General features: G+C 63.1%; 15 protein-coding genes. 9 read left to right on the top strand and 6 right to left on the bottom strand.

Annotation, left to right across the window (positions count from 1 at the left end; translation table 11 throughout):
• Positions 1 to 13: 13 nt before the first annotated feature.
• The gene (locus NATTI_RS0116285) at positions 14 to 676 is read right to left on the bottom strand and encodes a potassium channel family protein (protein WP_006090635.1); all 663 of its coding nucleotides are present in this window, start codon (positions 674 to 676) and stop codon (positions 14 to 16) included.
• A gap of 91 nt (positions 677 to 767) precedes the next feature.
• Positions 768 to 2,144 (bottom strand): glycerate kinase type-2 family protein, encoded by a 1,377-nt coding sequence (locus NATTI_RS0116290; RefSeq protein WP_006090636.1) that lies wholly within the window; start codon positions 2,142 to 2,144, stop codon positions 768 to 770.
• Positions 2,145 to 2,491: 347 nt separating this feature from the next.
• On the opposite strand from NATTI_RS0116290, the gene NATTI_RS0116295 reads away from it, so the two are divergent.
• Together NATTI_RS0116295 and NATTI_RS0116300 are read left to right on the top strand one after the other, a co-directional pair.
• Positions 2,492 to 3,928, top strand: coding sequence for an NCS2 family permease (locus NATTI_RS0116295; protein WP_006090638.1), 1,437 nt, complete (start codon positions 2,492 to 2,494; stop codon positions 3,926 to 3,928).
• A 99-nt stretch (positions 3,929 to 4,027) separates the two neighbouring features.
• Positions 4,028 to 4,273: a glutaredoxin family protein gene (locus NATTI_RS0116300; protein WP_006090639.1), complete on the top strand. Its 246-nt coding sequence runs from the start codon at positions 4,028 to 4,030 to the stop codon at positions 4,271 to 4,273.
• Between the two features lie 116 nt (positions 4,274 to 4,389).
• Here NATTI_RS0116300 and NATTI_RS0116305 read toward each other — a convergent pair whose 3' ends face one another.
• Positions 4,390 to 5,361 (bottom strand): transcriptional regulator, encoded by a 972-nt coding sequence (locus tag NATTI_RS0116305; protein WP_006090641.1) that lies wholly within the window; start codon positions 5,359 to 5,361, stop codon positions 4,390 to 4,392.
• A 214-nt stretch (positions 5,362 to 5,575) separates the two neighbouring features.
• On the opposite strand from NATTI_RS0116305, the gene NATTI_RS0116310 reads away from it, so the two are divergent.
• The gene (locus NATTI_RS0116310) at positions 5,576 to 6,853 is read left to right on the top strand and encodes a tRNA(Ile)(2)-agmatinylcytidine synthase (RefSeq protein ID WP_006090643.1); all 1,278 of its coding nucleotides are present in this window, start codon (positions 5,576 to 5,578) and stop codon (positions 6,851 to 6,853) included.
• Positions 6,854 to 6,914: 61 nt separating this feature from the next.
• Here NATTI_RS0116310 and NATTI_RS0116315 read toward each other — a convergent pair whose 3' ends face one another.
• Both NATTI_RS0116315 and NATTI_RS0116320 read right to left on the bottom strand, forming a co-directional pair.
• The gene (locus NATTI_RS0116315; protein WP_006090645.1) at positions 6,915 to 8,213 is read right to left on the bottom strand and encodes a hypothetical protein; all 1,299 of its coding nucleotides are present in this window, start codon (positions 8,211 to 8,213) and stop codon (positions 6,915 to 6,917) included.
• A 559-nt stretch (positions 8,214 to 8,772) separates the two neighbouring features.
• Positions 8,773 to 8,976, bottom strand: coding sequence for a VNG_1110C family protein (locus NATTI_RS0116320; protein ID WP_006090647.1), 204 nt, complete (start codon positions 8,974 to 8,976; stop codon positions 8,773 to 8,775).
• A 389-nt stretch (positions 8,977 to 9,365) separates the two neighbouring features.
• On the opposite strand from NATTI_RS0116320, the gene NATTI_RS0116325 reads away from it, so the two are divergent.
• The 6 genes from NATTI_RS0116325 (at position 9,366) to NATTI_RS0116350 (ending at position 17,164) form a co-directional block, all read left to right on the top strand.
• The gene (locus NATTI_RS0116325; protein WP_006090649.1) at positions 9,366 to 12,239 is read left to right on the top strand and encodes a M14 family zinc carboxypeptidase; all 2,874 of its coding nucleotides are present in this window, start codon (positions 9,366 to 9,368) and stop codon (positions 12,237 to 12,239) included.
• A gap of 159 nt (positions 12,240 to 12,398) precedes the next feature.
• Positions 12,399 to 13,508, top strand: a complete 1,110-nt coding sequence (locus NATTI_RS0116330; protein ID WP_006090651.1) for an OBG GTPase family GTP-binding protein — start codon at positions 12,399 to 12,401, stop codon at positions 13,506 to 13,508.
• A gap of 161 nt (positions 13,509 to 13,669) precedes the next feature.
• Positions 13,670 to 15,343 carry a Na+/H+ antiporter NhaC family protein gene (locus NATTI_RS0116335; protein ID WP_006090653.1) on the top strand — a complete coding sequence of 558 codons (1,674 nt, stop codon included), beginning with the start codon at positions 13,670 to 13,672 and terminating at the stop codon, positions 15,341 to 15,343.
• 48 nt (positions 15,344 to 15,391) lie between these two features.
• Positions 15,392 to 16,180, top strand: a complete 789-nt coding sequence (locus NATTI_RS0116340; RefSeq protein WP_006090655.1) for a VOC family protein — start codon at positions 15,392 to 15,394, stop codon at positions 16,178 to 16,180.
• 175 nt (positions 16,181 to 16,355) lie between these two features.
• Complete coding sequence (locus NATTI_RS0116345) at positions 16,356 to 16,718, top strand: helix-turn-helix domain-containing protein (RefSeq protein ID WP_006090656.1); 363 nt, start codon at positions 16,356 to 16,358, stop codon at positions 16,716 to 16,718.
• Complete coding sequence (locus tag NATTI_RS0116350; RefSeq protein ID WP_006090658.1) at positions 16,715 to 17,164, top strand: type II toxin-antitoxin system VapC family toxin; 450 nt, start codon at positions 16,715 to 16,717, stop codon at positions 17,162 to 17,164. Before NATTI_RS0116345 ends, NATTI_RS0116350 begins: the two co-directional genes overlap by 4 nt.
• A 5-nt stretch (positions 17,165 to 17,169) precedes the next feature.
• Here NATTI_RS0116350 and NATTI_RS0116355 read toward each other — a convergent pair whose 3' ends face one another.
• Positions 17,170 to 18,273, bottom strand: a complete 1,104-nt coding sequence (locus NATTI_RS0116355) for a hypothetical protein (RefSeq protein WP_019991952.1) — start codon at positions 18,271 to 18,273, stop codon at positions 17,170 to 17,172.
• Positions 18,274 to 20,042 lie beyond the last annotated feature (1,769 nt).

A 20,042-nucleotide genomic window follows, 5' to 3' on the forward strand; every position in this document is an offset into this window, starting at 1 on the left:
CCGCGACGCAGCCTCAGGCGCTCGCCGGCAACAGCGCCGCCCGAACGTCGTCCGCCCGATCGGTTTCGGTGATGATCGCGACCTCGTCGCCGCTTGCGAGCTCCGTCCCGGGTAACGGAATCGTCAGCGACTCGCGTGCACGACCGTGCGCGTAGATCCGCGCGTCCGCGGGCAAGTCGAGTTTGCTGATCCGCTTGCCGACGGCCGGCGAATCGTCCGTGATCTCGAGGACGGTCAGTTGCAGATTCGTCGCGAGATCCGCGACGACGTTGAAGTCGCCGCCGAGCATGGCCGTCTTGGCACCCGCCGCACCGAGTCGCTCGGGATAGATTATCTCGTCGACGTCCGCGGCGTACTTCTCGTAGATGTCCTCGCGGTAATCCTCGTCGATCCGCATGACGGTGCGGCAGTCGTGGTGCTCGCCCACCATACAGGCCGCGAAGTTGACGTTGAGATCCGGCGAGAACGCGCCGATAGCGTCGGCGGTATCAACCCCGGCGTCGATGAGGATGTCCTCGTCGGACCCGCTACCGTGGACCGTCTCGAATCCCTCGCTTTCCGCACGCTCGATGCGATCGGGATCGTTGTCGACGACGATGGCTTCGTGACCTTCGTCGCTCAGAATGCGCGCCGTTCGCGACCCGACCCGTCCGTAACCCACGATGACGAATCTCATGGTACAGTAGTACACGCTCCGAGGTCAAATACGTTGGCTCGAGGACGGGGAAAGCGGACGCGAGCGTCGCATTGTCCCTACGCCGCATCCGTCAGTCGCCGTTCGTCGACGCCGACTCGACGACAACCACTCGCAGATCGTTCAGGTTCGTGCCGGTCGCGCCGGTTCGAATCAGTTCGTCTCGGGCGGCCAGATACGGCGAGACGTCGTTGTTTTGTAACGCATCTCGAGCGCTCTCTCGCTCCTCGACGGTTGTCTCGTCGACGAGCGCCCCCGCCACATCGATTGGGCCGTCGATTCCGTCCGTGTCGACGGCTGCGACGGTGATCGCCCCCTCGAGGAGTGCGTCGTCCGCGAGTTCGATCGCCGCGCTCGTCGCGAACTCCTGGTTCGGCCCGCCGGTTCCGTCGCCGGTGACCGTCACGGTCGTCTCGCCGCCCGAAAGGAGCACGGTCGGCGGCGACAGCGGGACTCCCGTCGCCAGCACCTCCTCCGCGATGGCCACGTGTGTCGTCGCCGCCTCGCGGGCCTCGCCGCGGATGCGCGAGGAGAGTACGAGCGGTTCGTAGCCGCGGTCGACGGCGACCTCGCGGGCCGCCTCGAGCACCGTCATCCCATCGGCGACGATATGCGTCGTCGCGTTCCCGAAAACCGGATCGTCGGCGCCCGGCGTCTCCGGAACCTCGCCGGTGGCACCGCGATCGAGCCGATTGGCCACGGCTCCGGGAACGTCGGTCTCGTACCGCTCGAGCACCGCAATCGCGTCCGTGAACGTCGACTCGTCAGGGACCGTCGGCCCGCTCGCGATCACGCTCGGATCGTTGCCGACGACGTCGCTCAAAAGCAACGAGACGACGGTCGCGGGGGCTGCGCGACGAGCCAGTTGGCCCCCTTTCAGCGCCGAGCAGTGCTTTCGGACCGCGTTGATCTCGCGGATGTCCGCACCGCTCTCGAGCAGCGCGGTGGTTACTGCCCGAAGATCCGCGAGCGAGATGCCTCTCGCGGGCGCGGGCATGAGCGCGCTCCCGCCGCCGGTGATCGTCGCCAGCACGAGCGTCCGTTCGTCCGCGGCGTCTGCGGCCGCGAGCAGTTCGCGCGTGCTCTCGACGCCGCGCTCGCTCGGGACCGGGTGGTCGCCCTCGAGCACCGCGACGCGGTCGGTCTCGGTCGGATCGTCGGTGACGACGACGCCGCCGTCGATCCGATCGCCGAGGAGGTCCTCGAGCGCCGCGGCCACGTGTGCGGCGGCGTTCCCGCCGCCGAGCACGATGATCTCGTCGTACCCGCCGAGGTCGTATTGTGCGAGATCGTCCGTCCCGCCGGCGACGCGAAGGGTATCGTCTCCCTCGAGCGAGACGGCCTCGCGGATCACTCGCCGCGGGTGGCCGGCCGCGATTCCCGCTTCGATACACTCGAGAGCGAGGTCACGAGCGTCGGTCGTCGCCAGCCGATTTCGGTTCTCGATCATAGGCGATCACCCACCGAACGATCCGGTGACCGTCGCAGCAAACGGTCCGGTGGCCGTCGCAGCAAACGGTCCGGTGGCCGTCGCAGTAGTCGGTCGTCGGTGTGTCGCGGTTCGATGGCCGAATCGCCGGCGAACGGCCCGTACACCGTCTCCTCCATAGTCAGGCGTTTCTCCCGAAGCCGATAAAGGTGATCCTGATCCGGCCTCCCTCGAGTCTTCGACGGGAGACCGAACCGAAATCCCCGAAAGCGGTTGTCGCGAAATTATTGCACGAACGTGTCTATCAGCTATCGGCTCTCGGACGGGAAGCTTTAACTAATCGCTCTTGTTATGCTCGATCGTCCAATATGGGGGCTTCCGATACAATCGCGGCCTACTTCGGATTCGACGAACACGAGACAGACTATCGAACTGAGACGCTCGCCGGCGTGACGACCTTTCTGGCGATGGCCTACATCATCGTGGTCAACCCCGCGATTCTGGCCGAAGCGATCACCATCGACGGCTACACCGATGCCCAGACGCGGGACGTCATTGCGATCGCGACGATCCTCGCGTCCGTTCTGGCGATCGGCGTGATGGCGTTCTGGGCAAACCGCCCGTTCGGACTGGCCCCCGGGATGGGGCTCAACGCCTTCTTCGCGTTCACCGTCGTGATCATCCTCGGCGTGCCGTGGGAACTCGCTCTCGCCGCCGTCTTCGTCGAGGGAATCATCTTCATCGCACTGACGGCCGTCGGGGCCCGAAAGTACATTATCGAGCTGTTCCCCGAACCAGTTAAGTTCGCCGTCGGGGCTGGTATCGGTGTCTTCCTGCTCTTTCTGGGACTCCAGGAGATGGAGGTCGTCGTCGGCTACGACGCGACGCTGCTGACGCTCGGGAACGTCCTCGAGAGCCCCGTCGCGGCGCTCTCGCTCACCGGTCTCGCGCTGACCTTCTTCCTCTACGCCCGCGGTATCCGCGGCTCGATCATTATCGGGATTCTCTCGACGGCAGTCGCCGGCTGGCTGCTGACGCTCCTCGATGTCGTCTCTCCCGGCTCGCTGGTGCCGGAACCCGCGTACGATCAGGCGACGAACGACGGGCTTTTCAGCATGCTGCTCTCCGTCGAGTACGACATCACGCCGCTGATTTCGGGCTTCATCGACGGACTGGGGATGATGGCCGACGATCCGCTCGTCTTCGCGCTCGTCGTCTTCACCTTCTTCTTCGTCGACTTCTTCGACACCGCGGGGACGCTGATTGGCGTCTCCCAGATCGGCGGCTTCCTCGATGACGAGGGTGACCTCCCCGAGATCGAGCGGCCGCTGATGGCCGACGCGGTCGGGACGACGTTCGGTGCGATGATCGGGACGTCGACGGTGACGACCTACATCGAGTCCTCGACGGGTATCGAGGAGGGCGGCCGAACTGGCTTCACGGCACTGATCGTCGGCGTCCTCTTTCTGGCGGCGCTGCTCTTCGTGCCGCTCATGCGTGCGGTTCCGCAGTACGCGACGTACATCGCGCTCGTCGTCGTCGGGATCATCATGCTCCAGGGCGTCGCCGACATCGACTGGCAGGATCCCGTCTGGGCCATCTCCGCCGGCCTGACGATCACGATCATGCCGTTGACCGCCTCGATCGCGAACGGACTCGCCGCGGGGATCATCAGCTACCCGCTTATCAAGGCGGCTATCGGTGAGGCTCGCGATGTCAGCCCCGGCCAGTGGGTACTCGCCGTCCTGTTCGTCGGCTACTTCGCGATTTACTTCGCCGTCGAAGCGGGGCAGATCACGTTCTGACCGGCTCGCGCCGTCGCTTTCTGCCCGTTCGTCCTCGATTGCGGCAATTCGACACCCGACCAGTGGTCTCTTAGGGCTGAGTCGACTATCCGCATCCATATGGCTGACATTACGATGTACGATCTTCCCGGCTGTCCGTTCTGCGCGAAAGTCCGCACGAAACTCGACGACCTCGAGCTCGAGTACGATGTCATCGAGGTCCCCCGGTCACACGGCGAGCGCACCGAAGTCGAGAAGGTCAGCGGTCAGACCGGCGTTCCCGTCATCACCGACGAGTCACAGGGCGTCGAGGGGATGCCGGAGAGCGACGATATTGTCGAGTACTTAGAAGAAACGTACGCCTGAGTCGCCCCTACCGTTCGGTCGTTCGAATCGGTTTCCGGTCTGACGCCCACTCGTGAGCAACGGCTCGCGCGTCGTCTCGAAGCCGGACATCACACTCGAACTGTGTAAAAACCGCTTTAAGCCGCTTCTTCGTGTTCGGCGCGCTCTCGAATGACCTTCCGGAGCTCCGCGGCGTCGCGAAGCTCCTCGAGTTCGTCGCGTTCGACCAGCGCGGTGCCGTCGACGGACTCCTGTTTCGCCCGGTCGACGACGTAAACGGACTGCGTGTGGGTGACGTGGCCGATAGAGCTCATGATCCGAGCCCGTTTCTCGGCCGCCTTCGTGAACTCGGAGTGGCCGGTGAGTACGACCTCTTCGTCGTCGTCCTCGTCGTCCCGGCTGACGGCTTTGAACGGCGAGCGCAGCGTCGGGTGGACGCTGTATCCGGCCCGCGTGAGGACGGCGACGACCTGTTCGTCGTCGGGATCGGCGTCGGGGTCGTCCGGCGTCGAGTCGCTCTCGTGGACCTCGTCAGCGCCGTCGAGTACGTCAACCGGACTCGTCAGCGGCGCGTCGAACAGCTCTTGCAGCGTCATCGCGACCTCGACGGAGGCGTTCATCCCGTCTTCGTACTTCGAGACGGTTCGCCGGGAGACGCCGAGTTCGGTCGCGAGTTGGCCGAGACTCCACTCTCTGTCCTGGCGTTTGTCGGCGAGTAAATCGCCGTCGATGTTGACGTAGAGACCGCCGGGTGCGGCGTAGATCAGCGGCGGGACCTCCTCGATGAACAGGTTGTACGCGGTATCGGGGCTGAGGACGGGGACGCCGTGACGGAAGTAGGTCACGTCGGGTTTGAGATCCTCGTCACGACTCCGGAGGCCGATGACCAGCGGCGTCGCCCGGAGATAGGTCCCCAGGCGGCGCATCTCGTGGCCCGTGGCCTCGTTGAACGCGTCGATGTTGCCGAGGATCTTGACCAGAATGAGATCGTCACCCCGGCGTGCAGCGATATCGAAACTCTTCGGTCGGATCGCACACCGGTCGCTCACCACGAATCCCGCGTCCTCTAACATCGCGGTCACGTTACCGACCAGTGCGGAGCGGGACATAGGGGGATGTAAGCGATTCCTCCTATAAGACGTTTTCCCCGGGATATCCGGGTGCCGTGTCGTGGTTCGGATACGTACCAGCAGTATACTTTTATAGTTGGTATCCGCTCCGTCGGTGGTACGTCGCCTCCGCGAATCGGTTCGGCTCGGTTCGGCCGGGGACTCGCAGAGCGTTCCCGAAAGCGGTTACTCGCTCCCGTCCCAACTCCGGGCGATGACCGTCGTCGGCCTCGACGATACCGACTCCCGCGAGCACGGGATGTGTACGACCTACGTCGCCGCCCAGATCGCAGAGCGACTGCGCCGGCAGGGGGCAACGGTCTCAAGACTGCTGCTCGTCCGACTCAACCCCGCCGTGCCGTACAAGACGCGAGGGAACGCCGCGCTCGCGATCCACACCGATGCCGATCCGAAGCGTGCGTTCTCGATCGCTCGAGACCGCCTCGAGTCGCTCTCGGAAACGGCCGACGAGCGAACGAATCCGGGGCTCGTCGTCGCCGAGGGTGGGCCCCAGGACGTTCCGGACGACGTAAGCGAGTTCGCCGAGCAAGCGATCCGCAAGCACCTCGAGATTTCGGACGCGACGGCGCTGCTCGAGTGCCATGGCTACCGCTCGTGGCACGCGGGCGACGGTCGGGGTCGGATCGGCGCGCTGGCTGCGATCGGGGGCCGACGGGCGCTTTCCGAGTGGACCTACGAACACATCTCCTACCGGGACTCGAGTCGGTGGGGAACCCCTCGCGAGGTCGACCGCGAGAGCGTCTTCGACGCCGCCGACTGGGGCTACCCGGATGTCTGGGACACAGTGGACCGCGGCGAGGACGAGGCCGTCTGCGTCCCCCACACGCCCGGACCGATCCTGTACGGAATGAGAGGCGACGATCCCGAGGCCGTTCGAACCGTGGCGGAGCGGATCCAGAGCGAGCCCGTCGCCTCGAGCCAGCTGTTCGTGACCAATCAGGGGACGGACGTCCACCTGCAGGACGGGGACCTCGAGTCGGTCGTCGACGGCCGGGCGTACCGAATCGACGGACGGGTCGCGAGCGAGCCCGAAACGCGTCGGGGCGGGCACGTATTCGTTGATCTGGCGGCTGGATCGGCGGACGACGCTCGGCTCGAGTGTGCCGCCTTCGAACCCACGAAACGGTTCCGCGATCGGGTGCGAGCGCTGCGGGTCGGCGATCGGCTCACCGCTTGCGGCGAGGTGTCGCGGGGAACGCTCAAACTCGAGAAGTTCGCCGTCCGGGAACTGGTGACGACCGAGCGCGTAACGCCGACCTGTCCCGACTGCGAGCGGCGGATGAAAAGCGCCGGGCGAAACCAGGGCTATCGCTGTCGGGACTGCGGAACCAGCAGGGACGGGAAAGTCGAACGAGGGCTCGACCGCGACCTCGAGACGGGCTGGTACGAGGTGCCCCCGTGCGCACGGAGACACATTTCAAAGCCGCTGGTCCGCGGGGGGTTCGACGCGCCGACCCACCCCGAGCGGTAGGTGCTGTGCGAGCGGACGGGGTTCGTCAAACGCGGTCTCTCTCGGACCTGGACGAATCCGATCAGATCTGCTTCTTGAGCGTACCGTAGACTGGGTACAGCGAGTTGTAGACGGGATACGGAATGTTGCGCGCGACGCCGCGGACGACCTTGCGGTGTGTGGCTTCGGTCGCCGACTCCGTGATCGCGCCGATATCGACGGTTTCCAGCCACTCGAAGAACGCGGTCGCGCCGTCGACCGGGAACTCCCGACCGTAGCGAACGTGGTCTTGAATGTCCCGCCAGTGGAAGATGGTGTGGTCGTCCATCACGAAGGTTCGCTGTTCGAAGCCCTCGCGAACTTCGTGGAACCTCCGCTCGTCCATCTCGTAGCCGAACCGGTTGGGGTCGAGCCCCGCGAGGACCATCCCGACCATCGTCCGGTAACACTTCTCGCACTCGTTGCAGTTACCCCCGCGATCCTCGTGGACGCAAGTTCGGATCGGGAACGCCGTCGTCTCGGTCTCGACGTAGTCGGCGATGAGTTCGACCTTCTCCTGTCTGCTCAGTTCGTAGCCGTCGTGGTTGCCGCTCGTGTACGTCCAGCGGACGTTATTATCGATGCTGGGGTGTGATCCCCAGGGGTGCTCGAACTCGTCTGTGTGACTCGAGGCGATGTGGATCGTTCCCAATCCGAGCGCGTACGACAGGGGGGCACAGAGCGCGACGAGGCCGATACCGTGGCCGACGGAGCTGTACCACGCGCCGTCGACGTAGCGCTTGTAGTGGGCCTGCAACATCGGCATGTCCAGACAGGAGAGCATGTTCGAACGGACGTTCTGCACGTCGAGGCCGCGATCCGCCGCGAACGTGTCGATGTCCGTTCTGGCTCCCTCCCACCGATCGTCCTGTTCGACGCCGACGACCCAGCCCTGAATGCTGATCAGCGTCGGCGTCTCCTCGCGCTGTCGCACGTAGCTCGCGACCGAGTCGATGCCGCCGCTGAACAGCAGTCCGCTGCGGTCGAACTCCTCCGGCGAGCGGTCGGTTCGCGTGTCGACGACCTCGCCGACGCGGATGTCGCCGCCCTCGATGAACGACGGGTACATCCCACGGAGGACCTCGCGGACCTCCTCGAGCGTTTCCAGGAACGTCTCGTCGACCGCCGACACCTCCACGTCGACACCGTTGGCCCACGCGACCGGACAGACATGTGCGAGCGCGGGTATCGTCGCGATTTCCGTCGGCAGTCCCTCGAGATCGACGTTGTACTCCACGCGAAACGGCTCGCCCGAAAAAAATCGCTGCGTGTGACGGGGTGGAGTGATCTCACACTCGATCGTCGAGCCCTCGATCGTTGGATCGTGTACAGTGAGGCTCATCGGTGGATGGACCTTCGATCGGGTTCTGTGATCCGTAACTGGGTCGATGTCTCTGATACTGGTATTGACATAACAATCGCCGTTAAGAGCTCCTTCTCCCTGTTTCCACTAAGTTAGCAGCGAACTACCCAAGATATTGATACGGGCTACGTGATACTGACGGAACAGTAGACGGTCTTCACACCCATCACATCGGAAATTGTGACTGGGAAGCTGCACTCGTGATTTTCGTTACCAATTTCCACTACGGCCGACGATCAACTGCGTCCTCCGGGAGAAGACGCCATATTTTCCCGCCGTCTTCGCTCGTTCGGCGTCCAGTCTCGACTCGCGAAGCGACTCGTCGGGCCCACAGCGACCGACAGAACGGACGACAGCTCACCTCACCGAAATCACCGCTGTCCGAGAATCGATACCGTACGACGGTCACTCGAGCAACGGCTCACCGATTCCAAGAGCCGGAACGCGGACGCCGGCCGGCGAACTCGAGGGATTCACTGAACGACCGGTTCGATAGCCGGGACACGCTTTCACGACAGCGATATTGACCGGTGCACTCTCACTGAACTGCGATCCCGCGGCGGACGAGAAACTCGCTGGCCGCCTTGATCTCGACGGGGCTGCCAATGATCCGACAACGATCCTCGCCGTCGGCCACGATAGTCACGGTAAACTCGTCGTCCAGCGGCGGCTCGAGGTCCTCGAGGAGTTCTCGAGGGAGCACGATCTGAGTGCTATCGCGCAGCCGCGCCGCGTCTGGCATCGTCTTAATCGATGCCGTGCATGTCGTTTATGGGTATCGAAAACCCGTTGCGAACGGTAATCGAAGCACGCGGTACCATCGACCGAGGGGCGGTCCTCGAGCCAGCGTTTTCTAGAAGAAATAGAGGCGATAACTGTCACCCAGCGAAACAGTCGGATACGTACCGCCAACAGGCGTACTACTCAAAACCCTCATACCACTATATATTATATCTGTGACATAAGGTCTTGAATAACTGATTGAGACACCATCATATTCGACGATTCTATCCTCGATGAATATCTTTATTTCCTATAAGTATTTCGTTGAGTACGTTAATCTGAGAGTGATAGTCACGATATTATAATACTCTATAATAGCCGGCTGTGCGGAGAGTTACCAAATAAAACATGAGCACTGAACGACACGACTCCGACCGAGCGACACGGGACGACGATCAGGAACGCTACACTCACGAAGAAGCCGCGGAACTGGACGAAAGTGCCTTCGACGGCGGCAGCGTCGGACGGCGCACCTTCTTGAGCGTCGCGGCAGCAACCGGTGTGGCACTCGCAGTACCGAGTACGGTATCGGCCACCGTCGAGCACGATGCGCTGACGGAACGGGCCGCCTTCGCCGTCAACGCTACTCCGGATGACTACGAGGTACCTGTCGTCATCACGTTCGAGGGCGGCGTTCCGGCGACGTTCGAAGCGGCGTACACCGACCCCGATTGGGACGTCGACGACCAGACTGCGCCGCCGACGGCGGTGACGCGAACCGAGCCGACGGCGGCGGCACACGCCCACCTCGATGCAGACGAACTCGATTCGGTTCTCGACGAGTTCGGGGACGACATCGAGGGGGTAGGCTACTCCCCGGGGGCGAACCCGTGGTGGCACCTGGAGGACCCGTACGCAGACGGTGTCTTCCCGCCGGTCGAGGAATCCCGCGATTGGCTCTCGTACGAAGAATCCGTCCAGGGCATCCGATACCTCGAGGAGGAGGTGAGTCCCGACCGGATCAACTGCTACTCGATCGGACAGTCGCCCGGCTGGAACAACCAGTTCACCGGCGATAATCCCGATCCGAGTGACGTCTACGTCGCCGAGGTCACGAACGACGTCAACGACGAGGCGTCCTTCGCCGAGAAGGAGAAGGTCGTCTACTCCCTCAACATCCACGGCGACGAGCGCGCCGGCACCGAGGCCGGCTGTCGCATCATCGAGGATATCGCCCGCGGCGAGGCCCCCGACTTCGAGGACCTGCTCGACGACATCGTTCTCCTCTTCCTGTTCACGAACCCGGACGGCTGGGTCTCGCGGAAGCCCGAAACCGAGATCCCGTGGGTCGCGGGTCACGACTGGAACTTCCAGCGCGGCAACGCGTCGGGTCTCGACACGAATCGACAGTATCCAACCATGGGCTGGACGGACCCGTCGTTCTGGCCCGCCGAACCCGAGGACACGCCCGACGTGCGTCCCGACGATCCCGAGGGTCGGGGCTACCAGGAGATGGTTCCGGACGCGCTGGCCATCGTCGAGCACTTCCGGGCGTACGACAACGTGGAGTTCCTCTGTGACTACCACGGGATGTACACCGCCGACCACATGGTGTTCAACCTCGAGACGAACGCCCCGTTCACCCACGACAAGACCCACGACTTAGACGAGGTGAGCATCCAGATCGGCGAAGCGATGGCCAAGGAGTGGGGCTCGGTCGAGACCGAACCGCTGGCGTCCGACATCATGGAGGCCGGTGAAACCGAGTACGGGGCCCCGTTCCTCCCCGAGGGCGACAGCTACGAGGGTCTCCTCGACTGGGGGACGATCTACGACTCGCTGTCCTACCAGGTCACGGGTGCGTTCCTGGGTTGGGCCGGCCAGCCCGGGGCGTTCGGCGGCCTCGGTGCCGTCACCGTCGCCCCCGAGGTCATCATCTCGAATCACTTCGGATCCGCGATCAAGGAGTGGAAGCCCTACTGGTCGCGTCACTACGCCACCGCTTACCGTCTGTCGATGCGCGAGTACGCGCGGATGACCGCCGCGGAGACCGACGCGACCGTCGGGACCGGAGGCCAGGACACCGCCTACGTCACCTCGGAGACGCTGACCCGTCGGTCTGCGGATCTTTCGCACACCGACGAGAGCCCCGGTCAGGGCCGCGGGCCCGGGAGAGGCCGGGCCACCGCAGTGCAGCACCGCCACGAGACCATCCAGTCCGGACCTAGCGGCAGGGCGAGCGTCGACACGTCCGCCGTCGAGTCGTCGCACTCGCTGTTCGTCCACTTCCGGGGCCTCGACGACGCGACCGAGGGAACGGTACGGCTCCACAACCCCGCCGGGAACGTCGTCCGCGAACTCGACCTCGCGGAACGGGCGGATCCGACCGCGACGGACGTCCCTGGACACGACTTCGAGGACTGGTTCGTCCGCCGCCCCGAGGGGGGCGACTGGCGCGTCGAGGTCGACGCCGACGCGGACGTCGACGTCCAGCTCACCCGCCTCGATTCCGAGGACGAACACCCCGACCCCGAAGAGGTCCTGGGGTACGAGCAACGCGAGTACGTCGTCAACCCGGTGCAGTTCTTCGCCGACCTCGAGCCGTACGTCGAAGACGGCGCGATGGACGAAATGAGCGTCCACCACGTCAGCCGCGGGCGATTGCTCCGAGGCAACTCCGGACAACGCCACTACGACAAACTCGTCGTCTCACACGACGACGGGATCGACGACTCCCGGTACATCGAAGCGATCGAAGCGTTCGTCGAGACCGGGGGTGATCTCGTCTTAACGGATAGCGGCGTCAACCTCCTCGGCACTCTAGATGTCGGCGACGCCGCCCAGCTCAGTGGCGACGACGTCAGCGATATCGAGGTCCAGTTCGCCAACCTCGAGGACCGCGACTTCGATCACGATTTCCTCGCGGGGATTCGGCCCCGACAACAGGAGATGTGGAAGGGGTCACAGCTCGGCTACACGACCGGCGTCGACCAGCCGGCGACCGTCGTCGACGAGGACGCCTTCCAGGGCGCTGGCGGTGAAGTCGCCGGGACGATCGGTGGCGAGGGCGTCGGTGCCGGCCGGCTCACCGCCGGCGACAGCGAGATCAACGTCCTCGGCTCCGCCCTGCCGCCGGCCCAGCAGACCGAGCTTCATCCGTTCGGCATGGGCGACTACGCGGTATCGTTTATGGGCCACACTCTGCTCTGCAACGCCCTCGGATTCGAACAGCGACGGTACGTTGCGGGGGAGCTGGTCGGAAGTTACGGGGAGATACGATAGTAGCGGCCTCGTGTTCTCCGCCGAAGCTATTTTTCGTTCGTGCTCGGACTCGGCCGTTCGGAGCCGTCGCTCGCGAGCGGACGCGAACCACAACGGAGGATCCCCACTCGCCGTGCGTCTCGAAAGGGTTTTTCGGCACGGGCGGTTGGGTACAGACAAATGGGGCTCGAGGACGAAATCGAGAAGATCGAAGACGAAATCGCCAACACGCCCTACAACAAGTCGACGGAGGCCCACATCGGCCGGCTGAAGTCCAAGCTCGCGGAGAAAAAGGAAAAGCTCCAGAATCAGAGCTCGGCCGGCGGCGGCACCGGCTACTCCGTCGAGAAACACGGCGACGCGACCGTCGCATTGGTTGGCTTCCCGAGCGTCGGCAAGTCCTCGCTGTTGAACTCGCTGACCAACGCCGAGAGCGAGACGGGGTCCTACGAGTTCACGACGCTGGACGTCAACCCCGGCATGCTCCAGCACCGCGGGGCGAACATCCAGATGCTGGACGTGCCCGGGCTGATCGAGGGCGCGGCGTCGGGACGGGGCGACGGCCAGCAGGTGCTGGCGGTCGTCCGGAACGCCGACCTGATCATTTTCACCCTCTCGGTGTTCGAGATCGAGCAGTACGATCGACTGCAAGAGGAGTTGTACGACATCAACATCCGCGTCGATCAGGAACCGCCGCGGGTCACCGTCCGGCCGAAGATCAAAGACGGCATCAAGATTACCTCGAGCACCGAGCAGGACTTAGACGAGAAGACGATCTCGGACGTGTTGCGCGATCAGGGCTACGTGAACGCCGACCTCAATCTCCAGGAGAACGTCGATATCGACCGACTGGTCGACGGCCTGATGGAGAATCGGGAGTACATTCCCTCGATCACCTGCGTGAACAAGGTCGACCTGATCGAACCCTCCTACAAAGAAACCGTAGACGAGCAACTCCGCGAGCGCGACTTAGATCCCGAAGAGGTGACGTTCATCAGCGCCGAGGAGGAGAAGGGACTGGACGTCCTCAAAGACCGCATCTGGGACAACCTCGGACTCATCCGAGTCTACATGGAGAAACCCGGACGCGGCATCGACTGGGAGGAGCCGCTCGTCATCGAGGAGGGCGCGACCGTCGCCGAAGCCATCGAGAAACTCGGCGGCGAGATGGAAGAGCGGTTCCGGTTCGCCCGCGTGACGGGGTCCAGCGCGACCCACGACCAGCAACAGGTCGGGAAGGATCACGTGCTCGAGGACGAGGACGTGCTGAAACTGATTCTGCGACGGTAGCCGTCTTCAGCGTCGAGACGGCGGGAGCAGTTTCGTTCGATGGTAGTGTGGACTCGAGGAACTGTTCGCCCGCTCGTTCAGTCACTCCGGAATTAGTTAGCAAATTGAGTGTACCGTTCTGATCGACTAGCGTTATTCGCCAGCCCGATGGGATCTCTAGCATGTCCGAATTCGGTGCTCTGTCGCTGGTTCCGCCGCTGCTCGCGATCGTCCTTGCGATCGTCACCCGGCGGCCGATGCTCTCGCTGTTCCTCGGCGTCTGGTCGGGAGCCGTCATCTACACCGAGGGCCTCGGTCTCGCACAGACGTTCGACTGGATCGTCGGGGCGATCATCGCCGACGAGGGGTTTCACGTCCAGATACTGCTGTTTACGATCTTGCTCGGCTCGGGCGTCGCGCTCATCTGGCGTCTCGGCGGGGCAACCGCCGTTCGTAACTGGGCGACGGCCCGACTCGAGACCCAGCGAACCGTCGGGCTGACGACGTGGGTACTGGGGTTGCTGATGTTTTTCGACGACTACGCGAACACCGCGATCGTGGGCAGCACGATGCGCGAGATCTCGGATCAGTTCCGCATCTCTCGCGAGAAGCTCTCCTACATCGTCGACTCGACGGCCGCGCCCGTGGCGACGATCGGGCTCTCGAGTTGGGTCGCTTTCCAGCTCTCGCTGATCGCCGCCGGCTACGACGATCTCGGCGTCGAGGAGGAGGCCCCGACGGCGTTCGAGACGTTCGTCTGGTCGATTCCGTACAACACCTACTCGCTGCTCGCGATCGCGATGGTCGGCATCGTCGTCTACACCCGCCGGGACTACGGCGAGATGCTCGACGCGGAACACCGCGCGTGGACGACCGGGAAGGTCAGCCGGGAGGACGCCCAGCCGTTACAGGAAGTCGAGAAGGACCTCGGCGAACCGATCGACGATCGGCCGATGCTGCGGACGTTCTTCGCCCCCGTCGTCGTCCTGATCGCGGTCACGCTGGCCGGTGCGCTCTGGACCGGGTACGACGGGTGGACCGCGGAGCAGGCCGAGGAAGGCGCGCCGACTGCCGTCGGCACCGCCGCGGGCGAGGACGGCTGGCTGCAGGTGCTCGTCGATATCGTCGGCGCGGGGGACTTCGCCGGCGCGCTGGTCTGGGGCTCGTTCGCCATGGTGGCGACCGCGATCGCGATCGGCGTCGCCTACGATCTCTTCGATCTCGGCGACGGCGTCGACACCGTCATCGACGGCTTCCGGCTCATGGTGACCGCCGTCACGATCCTCGTCCTCGCGTGGGCGATCAGCGACGTCGCGTCGGCGCTCGAGACGGGCGACTACGTCGCCGGTGCGGTCGGGGACGCGATTCCGATCGCCGTGTTTCCCATCGTGATCCTCCTCGTGGCGGCGTTTATCGCGTTCACGATGGGGTCGTCATGGGCGACGATGGGGATCGTGACGCCGCTCGCGATCGAACTCGCGTACAGCCTGACGGGAACGTTCGATCTGATGCCGGTCGTCGTCGGGGCCGTCTTTTCGGGGGCGATCTTCGGCGACCACACTTCGCCCATCTCCGACACGTCGGTGCTGTCGTCGACGTTCACCGGGGCCGATCTGATCGACCACGTGCGCACACAGATCTACTACGCCGCGACCGTCATGGTCGTCGTGATCGTCTGTTACCTGCTCTACGGCTATCTGGACGTTTCGCCAGTCATCTTCCTGCCACTGGGAGTCGTGCTTCTCTACGGGCTCGTCCGCGGGCTGTCGGAGTTCGACGGGGCGCGCAAGGGACTCGATCCGATCGCGTCGCGGACGTCCGCGGAGCGCGCCGACGGCGACAGCAGTGACGAGTAGCCCGCCGGCTTCGCCACGCTTTTTGATCCCGCAGGCGTCGTGTCGCGTATGGACGGAACGCTCGACCACACGATGATTCGCGTCGAGGATCTCGAGGAGTCCCTCGACTGGTACCAGACGCACCTGGAGTACGAGGAGAAAGACCGCTACGAGGGCGACGGTTTCACCATCGTCTACCTCGGGCCCGAGGAGATGCACGAGGAGGGCGCGATGCTCGAGCTCACCCACAACGAGGGCGCGGATCTCGAACTGGGCGACGCCTGGGGACACATTGCGGTTCGCGTGCCCGAGGGGGAGCTCGAGGACCACTACGAGCAGCTGATGGACGCGGGCGTCGAGGACTACCGCGATCCGGAGAGCTGCGGCGGCCGGTACGCGTTCGTCAAAGATCCCGACGGCCACGAGATCGAGATCGTCCAGCGTGATCAGGGCGAGACGTGGTCGCTCGACCACACCATGATCCGTGTCGAGGACGCCGACGAAGCCCTCGGCTTCTGGACCCGGAAGTTCGAGTACGACGAGATCGGTCGCTGGGAGTCCGACACGTTCGCGAACTACTTCGTCGAGCCGAGCGACGCCGCCGACGAGGCGATGTCCGTCGAGCTGACGTACAACTACGACGGCCGCAGCTACGACCTGGGCGACGCCTGGGGACACCTCTGCGTTCGGATGGACGACCTCGAGGAGGATTGGGACCAGTTGCTGGTTCGGGAGGCCGAGGACTACCGAGATCCCGAGAGCAACGACAACATGTACGCCTTTACGAAAGATCAGGACGGCCACGAGATCGAACTGATCGAGCGCGACCTCGAGGCCGACTCGCTGTTCCCGTTCTGAGCGACGAACAGCCGTTTCATTGTTCTAACGCGATCGCAGGACGAATCTCTTCCTCCGAACAGTTCAAAAACGAACGAGTGCTCGAATCTGTACCGACCAAGCACTACGTAGTGTGGGCTAACGCTGACCCGGCACACCTATTGGTGTGCGGGTACTTTCTCGAGTAGAGAAGGAGATGTCCGGAAACGCCGATCGGGACGAATCGGGGCAGTTCGAATCGACGTTCGACGACGAGGAGGTTCTCGCATACTTCGCCGACGGTCGGCCGTTCCATACCGCTCAGGAGGTCGCCGACCGCTTCGGTGTCGACCGATCCACGGCCTATCGTCGATTATCTGACTTGGCGGCAGCCGGGGCGCTGGAGAAAGTCACCCTCGGTAGTCGGACCGTCGTGTGGTGGTACCCGACGGAGACGGCCGGAGAGCACACGGAAACGGAGGCCGACGACCCACTTTTTACTGCTCCTGCGTTTGCTGTCGACGAATCGGTCGACGAAGACGACATCGACGACGTCCTCTACGGTGAACTCGAGGAATGAGCGGTCCGGGAACGACTCCGCTGTTCGTCGATACGGGTGCGTTCTTCGCACACTTCGTCCGGGATTCTCCTCGTCACGAACGAGCACGTACCGTCATGAACGGGATTCAGACGGGTGACCTCTGGTTTCGTCCGCTGTACACCACCGGATACGTTCTCGGCGAATTAGCGACGCTTATTCTCCGAAAAAAGAGCCACGAAAAGGCGTTCGAGACGCTTCGAAGGATTCGAAATTCGTCGGCGGTCACGGTCCTCCACCCCGACGAAACGCAATTCGATGCGATCTGTGACGAATTCGCTCACTTCGACGACCAGCAGATTTCGTTCGTCGATCACGCGACGGGATCGCTCGCGGCTGCCTACGAGGTTGAACACGTGTTTGCGTTCGATAGCGATTTTCGAACGCTCGGGTTCACGCTCGTTCCCGACGACGTGCCCATCCCGTAAACCGATTACTCGAGCGCCTCGTTGTCCGCATCCCACGACGCCTGCGCCGTGACCCGACCGTCTTCGACCTCGAGGCTCCGATCGTCGGCCGTCGCGCCGAGTTCGGTCTCGAGTTCGGTTTCCGTCTCGTCGTCGATCGTCTCGAAGGTCGCCGCGAAGTCGCCCTCGGCGCTGCCGTCCGCGTCGAACGTGAGCGAGCTGACGATCGTGTTCGCCTCTTCGACGTCGTCGATATCCTCCTCGCCGCCGTAGATGCCGAGGACGACGTGGCCCTCGCCGGCCGTCTCGAGCGTCCAGTCGAACTCGTCGCGCTCGTCGGTCGCGCGCTCGCGATCGCCCGCTTCGGTCTCGAGGACGGATCGAACGTGGTCGATTCCGTCCGCAGTCTCGGAGTCGCTGGCGAGGAGGATTGCGTCGGGACCGACGGCCACGGCCTGGTCCGACGGGTCGCCGAATCCGTCGTCGTCGGATTCGCTCTCGTAGAGTTCGAAGTCGCCGACATCCTCGACGTGGCCGAACGTCGTTCCGGCGGCGTACGGGTCGTCACTGGTTTCGGTGAGCGCGTCAACGACTTCGTCGGTCGCGACGTCGCCCAGGAAGAGCACCGTCTCGTTGACGACCAGCAGTTCGTTGAGCGTCGTCTCGGCGTCCGCCGCAGCCAGGTCGTCCTCCATATCGACGATTCGATCGAGTCCGGTTCCCGGAATCGCGAAGCCGGCCGACATCGCGCCGACGAAGAGCCCGAGCATCGGCAGTTGGATCATCGGATCCTCCGCGTCGGTGTGGTCGTCGTCGGGCATCGGTTCGTCCTCGTCGTCCTCGAACGCCTCGAGGCCGGCCCAGTCGATGTAACTGAATAGCAGTTCGTCCTCGTCGTCGCTCGCCAGCCACCGCTCGTAGGTAGGGTGGGTGGTGGACTCGCTGGCGTCCTCCGACTCGGGTTCCCCGTTGTCGCCGTTTTCGTCGGTGTCACCGTTTTCGTCGCTGTCGTCGGCCCCGTTTCCGTCATCGTCGCCATCATCGGCGCTCGTACAGCCGGCCAGCGCGGCCATCGAAGCGGCTGCGGTCGCCCCGGTGAGCCCGAGCAAGCGTCGTCGGTCCAGATTCATACCGCTCGTGTTCTGAGGGATTCGCCAAAATCGTTCTGATCGGGACTGTCCCGTTTTCGGACCGATCATCCGCGCTCTCGTCGTGGGTTGGTTCGCCTCGCTCGAGACCAATTTGGTTGTTGTGCGCGCGAGGGGGCGTTCGTGTCGGTTTCCAAGGTGGTAATCAGTGGTTAGGAGAGAATGGACTCGCGACTGTGGCGTGGTCGGGACGAGTAACAAGGGGTGAAGATCCACACCAAATCGAGAAAGTCAGGTTTCTTTATGAGTAATTCTCAGTTGGAATCGATCTTCACGAAGTGGTATCAATTGGTGACTCGAGTCGTTAATCGCTGCCACGTCATGCGGTTTTATCCAATCGAAGCCGAAGTAATCGATCACTGAGTGTTCCAGAAAGCTTATTACGTGATGCTTTATACATTTCTGATACCCCTACCCGGTGCGGGTCAGTGCGGCGGTTTGCACTGGTCGCTCACTCGCACTCCTGTCGTATCGCTCGCAGACCAACCAACAACAAAAGACAACACAACATAAATGACAAACGAAATTTCATATCGCGAAAAGGGACGCGCAGTGTTCCTGGCCGCGCTTATGGTACTCTCTGTTGTCGCCATGTCCGCAGCGTTTGCGGGTGCGGCGGCGGCAAATGAGCACGCAGATAGGTCGCTTGACGCAACCGACCTCAATGGAGACGACGTATGGATCGGACAGCAAGTCGAATTCACGAACCTCAACGACCCTGCTGACCTGAAACAGGGCGACGAGGTCATCCAGAACCTCCGTGTCGGTCAAGACGGAACCGCTACTGTCGACACGACCGAACTCGACGAGGGTCGGTACTACATCAACCATGACGATGTGGACACCGGTTCTTTCTGGGTCAATGAGCAGGAGATTGATGTAGAATTCGAATCCTCTGTTGCTGGTCAGGACGACCCAGTTACCGTTAACTACGAAGACGTTAGTGATGTCGAACGATCTGACGGTAACATCGCCCTTAATGTGACTGGTGAACTCGACGGCGAAACCCTCAGCGACGACGAACTCGCTGCGATCTTCACCGACAGCGAAGAGGTCGGCGATGAGACCGTCCAGATTGACGACCTCGACGTTGAGGATGACTTCGAAGCTGACTTCGCCGAAAGCGAAGTCGGTGACTACGAATTCACGTTCGATGTAACTGACACGACGGCATCCGACAATGCTTCGGTCTCTGTGACCGACGACGATGCTGACTACGAATTCGTCAATGTGGAGGATGTCAACCAAGGTGACTTCGCTGAGATCACCATCGGTGTCGAGCAGGCTAGCAGTGCCTCCGTTGTTCTCTACGAAGAGGACGTAGACTTCGCCTCGGGCGTTGAGGTGACCGACATTGAGGGTGACGAGGTCACTCTTCTGTACAACACGCACGCACCCAGCGACGACGAAGCGTGGACAGTCCACGATGACTCCGATGCTGAAGTGAGTGAAGCGTTCCACGGTGACCAGAAGATCGATGATCAGGCACTGCCAGTCCACAACTGGGACCTGAGCATCGGTCAGGGCGACCAGCTGGATGACCCGGTTGACCTCGAGGACTTCGAGGATTTCGACCGTGACCGACTCGTCGTTAACGAGCACGCTGGCTTCGGTGACACGGTTAGCTCCACCGCACCAGCCGATGAAGATGTTGACGACTTCGAAGACTTCCACGAGTACGCAACTGAGACGGACACCATCGCAGAGGGTGACCAGCTGTTCCTGACGCTCGAGGACTTCGGTGCCGATGG

The sequence above is a fragment of the Natronorubrum tibetense GA33 genome (genome assembly GCF_000383975.1).
In the GTDB taxonomy this organism is placed as follows: domain Archaea; phylum Halobacteriota; class Halobacteria; order Halobacteriales; family Natrialbaceae; genus Natronorubrum; species Natronorubrum tibetense.

Bases quoted from the DNA above. Each gene is read 5' to 3' on its own strand.
- NATTI_RS0116285 (WP_006090635.1), bottom strand. From the start codon at position 676: ATGAGATTCGTCATCGTGGGTTACGGACGGGTCGGGTCGCGAACGGCG.
- NATTI_RS0116290 (WP_006090636.1), bottom strand. From the start codon at position 2,144: ATGATCGAGAACCGAAATCGGCTGGCGACGACCGACGCTCGTGACCTC.
- NATTI_RS0116295 (WP_006090638.1), top strand. From the start codon at position 2,492: ATGGGGGCTTCCGATACAATCGCGGCCTACTTCGGATTCGACGAACAC.
- NATTI_RS0116300 (WP_006090639.1), top strand. From the start codon at position 4,028: ATGGCTGACATTACGATGTACGATCTTCCCGGCTGTCCGTTCTGCGCG.
- NATTI_RS0116305 (WP_006090641.1), bottom strand. From the start codon at position 5,361: ATGTCCCGCTCCGCACTGGTCGGTAACGTGACCGCGATGTTAGAGGAC.
- NATTI_RS0116310 (WP_006090643.1), top strand. From the start codon at position 5,576: ATGACCGTCGTCGGCCTCGACGATACCGACTCCCGCGAGCACGGGATG.
- NATTI_RS0116315 (WP_006090645.1), bottom strand. From the start codon at position 8,213: ATGAGCCTCACTGTACACGATCCAACGATCGAGGGCTCGACGATCGAG.
- NATTI_RS0116320 (WP_006090647.1), bottom strand. From the start codon at position 8,976: ATGCCAGACGCGGCGCGGCTGCGCGATAGCACTCAGATCGTGCTCCCT.
- NATTI_RS0116325 (WP_006090649.1), top strand. From the start codon at position 9,366: ATGAGCACTGAACGACACGACTCCGACCGAGCGACACGGGACGACGAT.
- NATTI_RS0116330 (WP_006090651.1), top strand. From the start codon at position 12,399: ATGGGGCTCGAGGACGAAATCGAGAAGATCGAAGACGAAATCGCCAAC.
- NATTI_RS0116335 (WP_006090653.1), top strand. From the start codon at position 13,670: ATGTCCGAATTCGGTGCTCTGTCGCTGGTTCCGCCGCTGCTCGCGATC.
- NATTI_RS0116340 (WP_006090655.1), top strand. From the start codon at position 15,392: ATGGACGGAACGCTCGACCACACGATGATTCGCGTCGAGGATCTCGAG.
- NATTI_RS0116345 (WP_006090656.1), top strand. From the start codon at position 16,356: ATGTCCGGAAACGCCGATCGGGACGAATCGGGGCAGTTCGAATCGACG.
- NATTI_RS0116350 (WP_006090658.1), top strand. From the start codon at position 16,715: ATGAGCGGTCCGGGAACGACTCCGCTGTTCGTCGATACGGGTGCGTTC.
- NATTI_RS0116355 (WP_019991952.1), bottom strand. From the start codon at position 18,273: ATGAATCTGGACCGACGACGCTTGCTCGGGCTCACCGGGGCGACCGCA.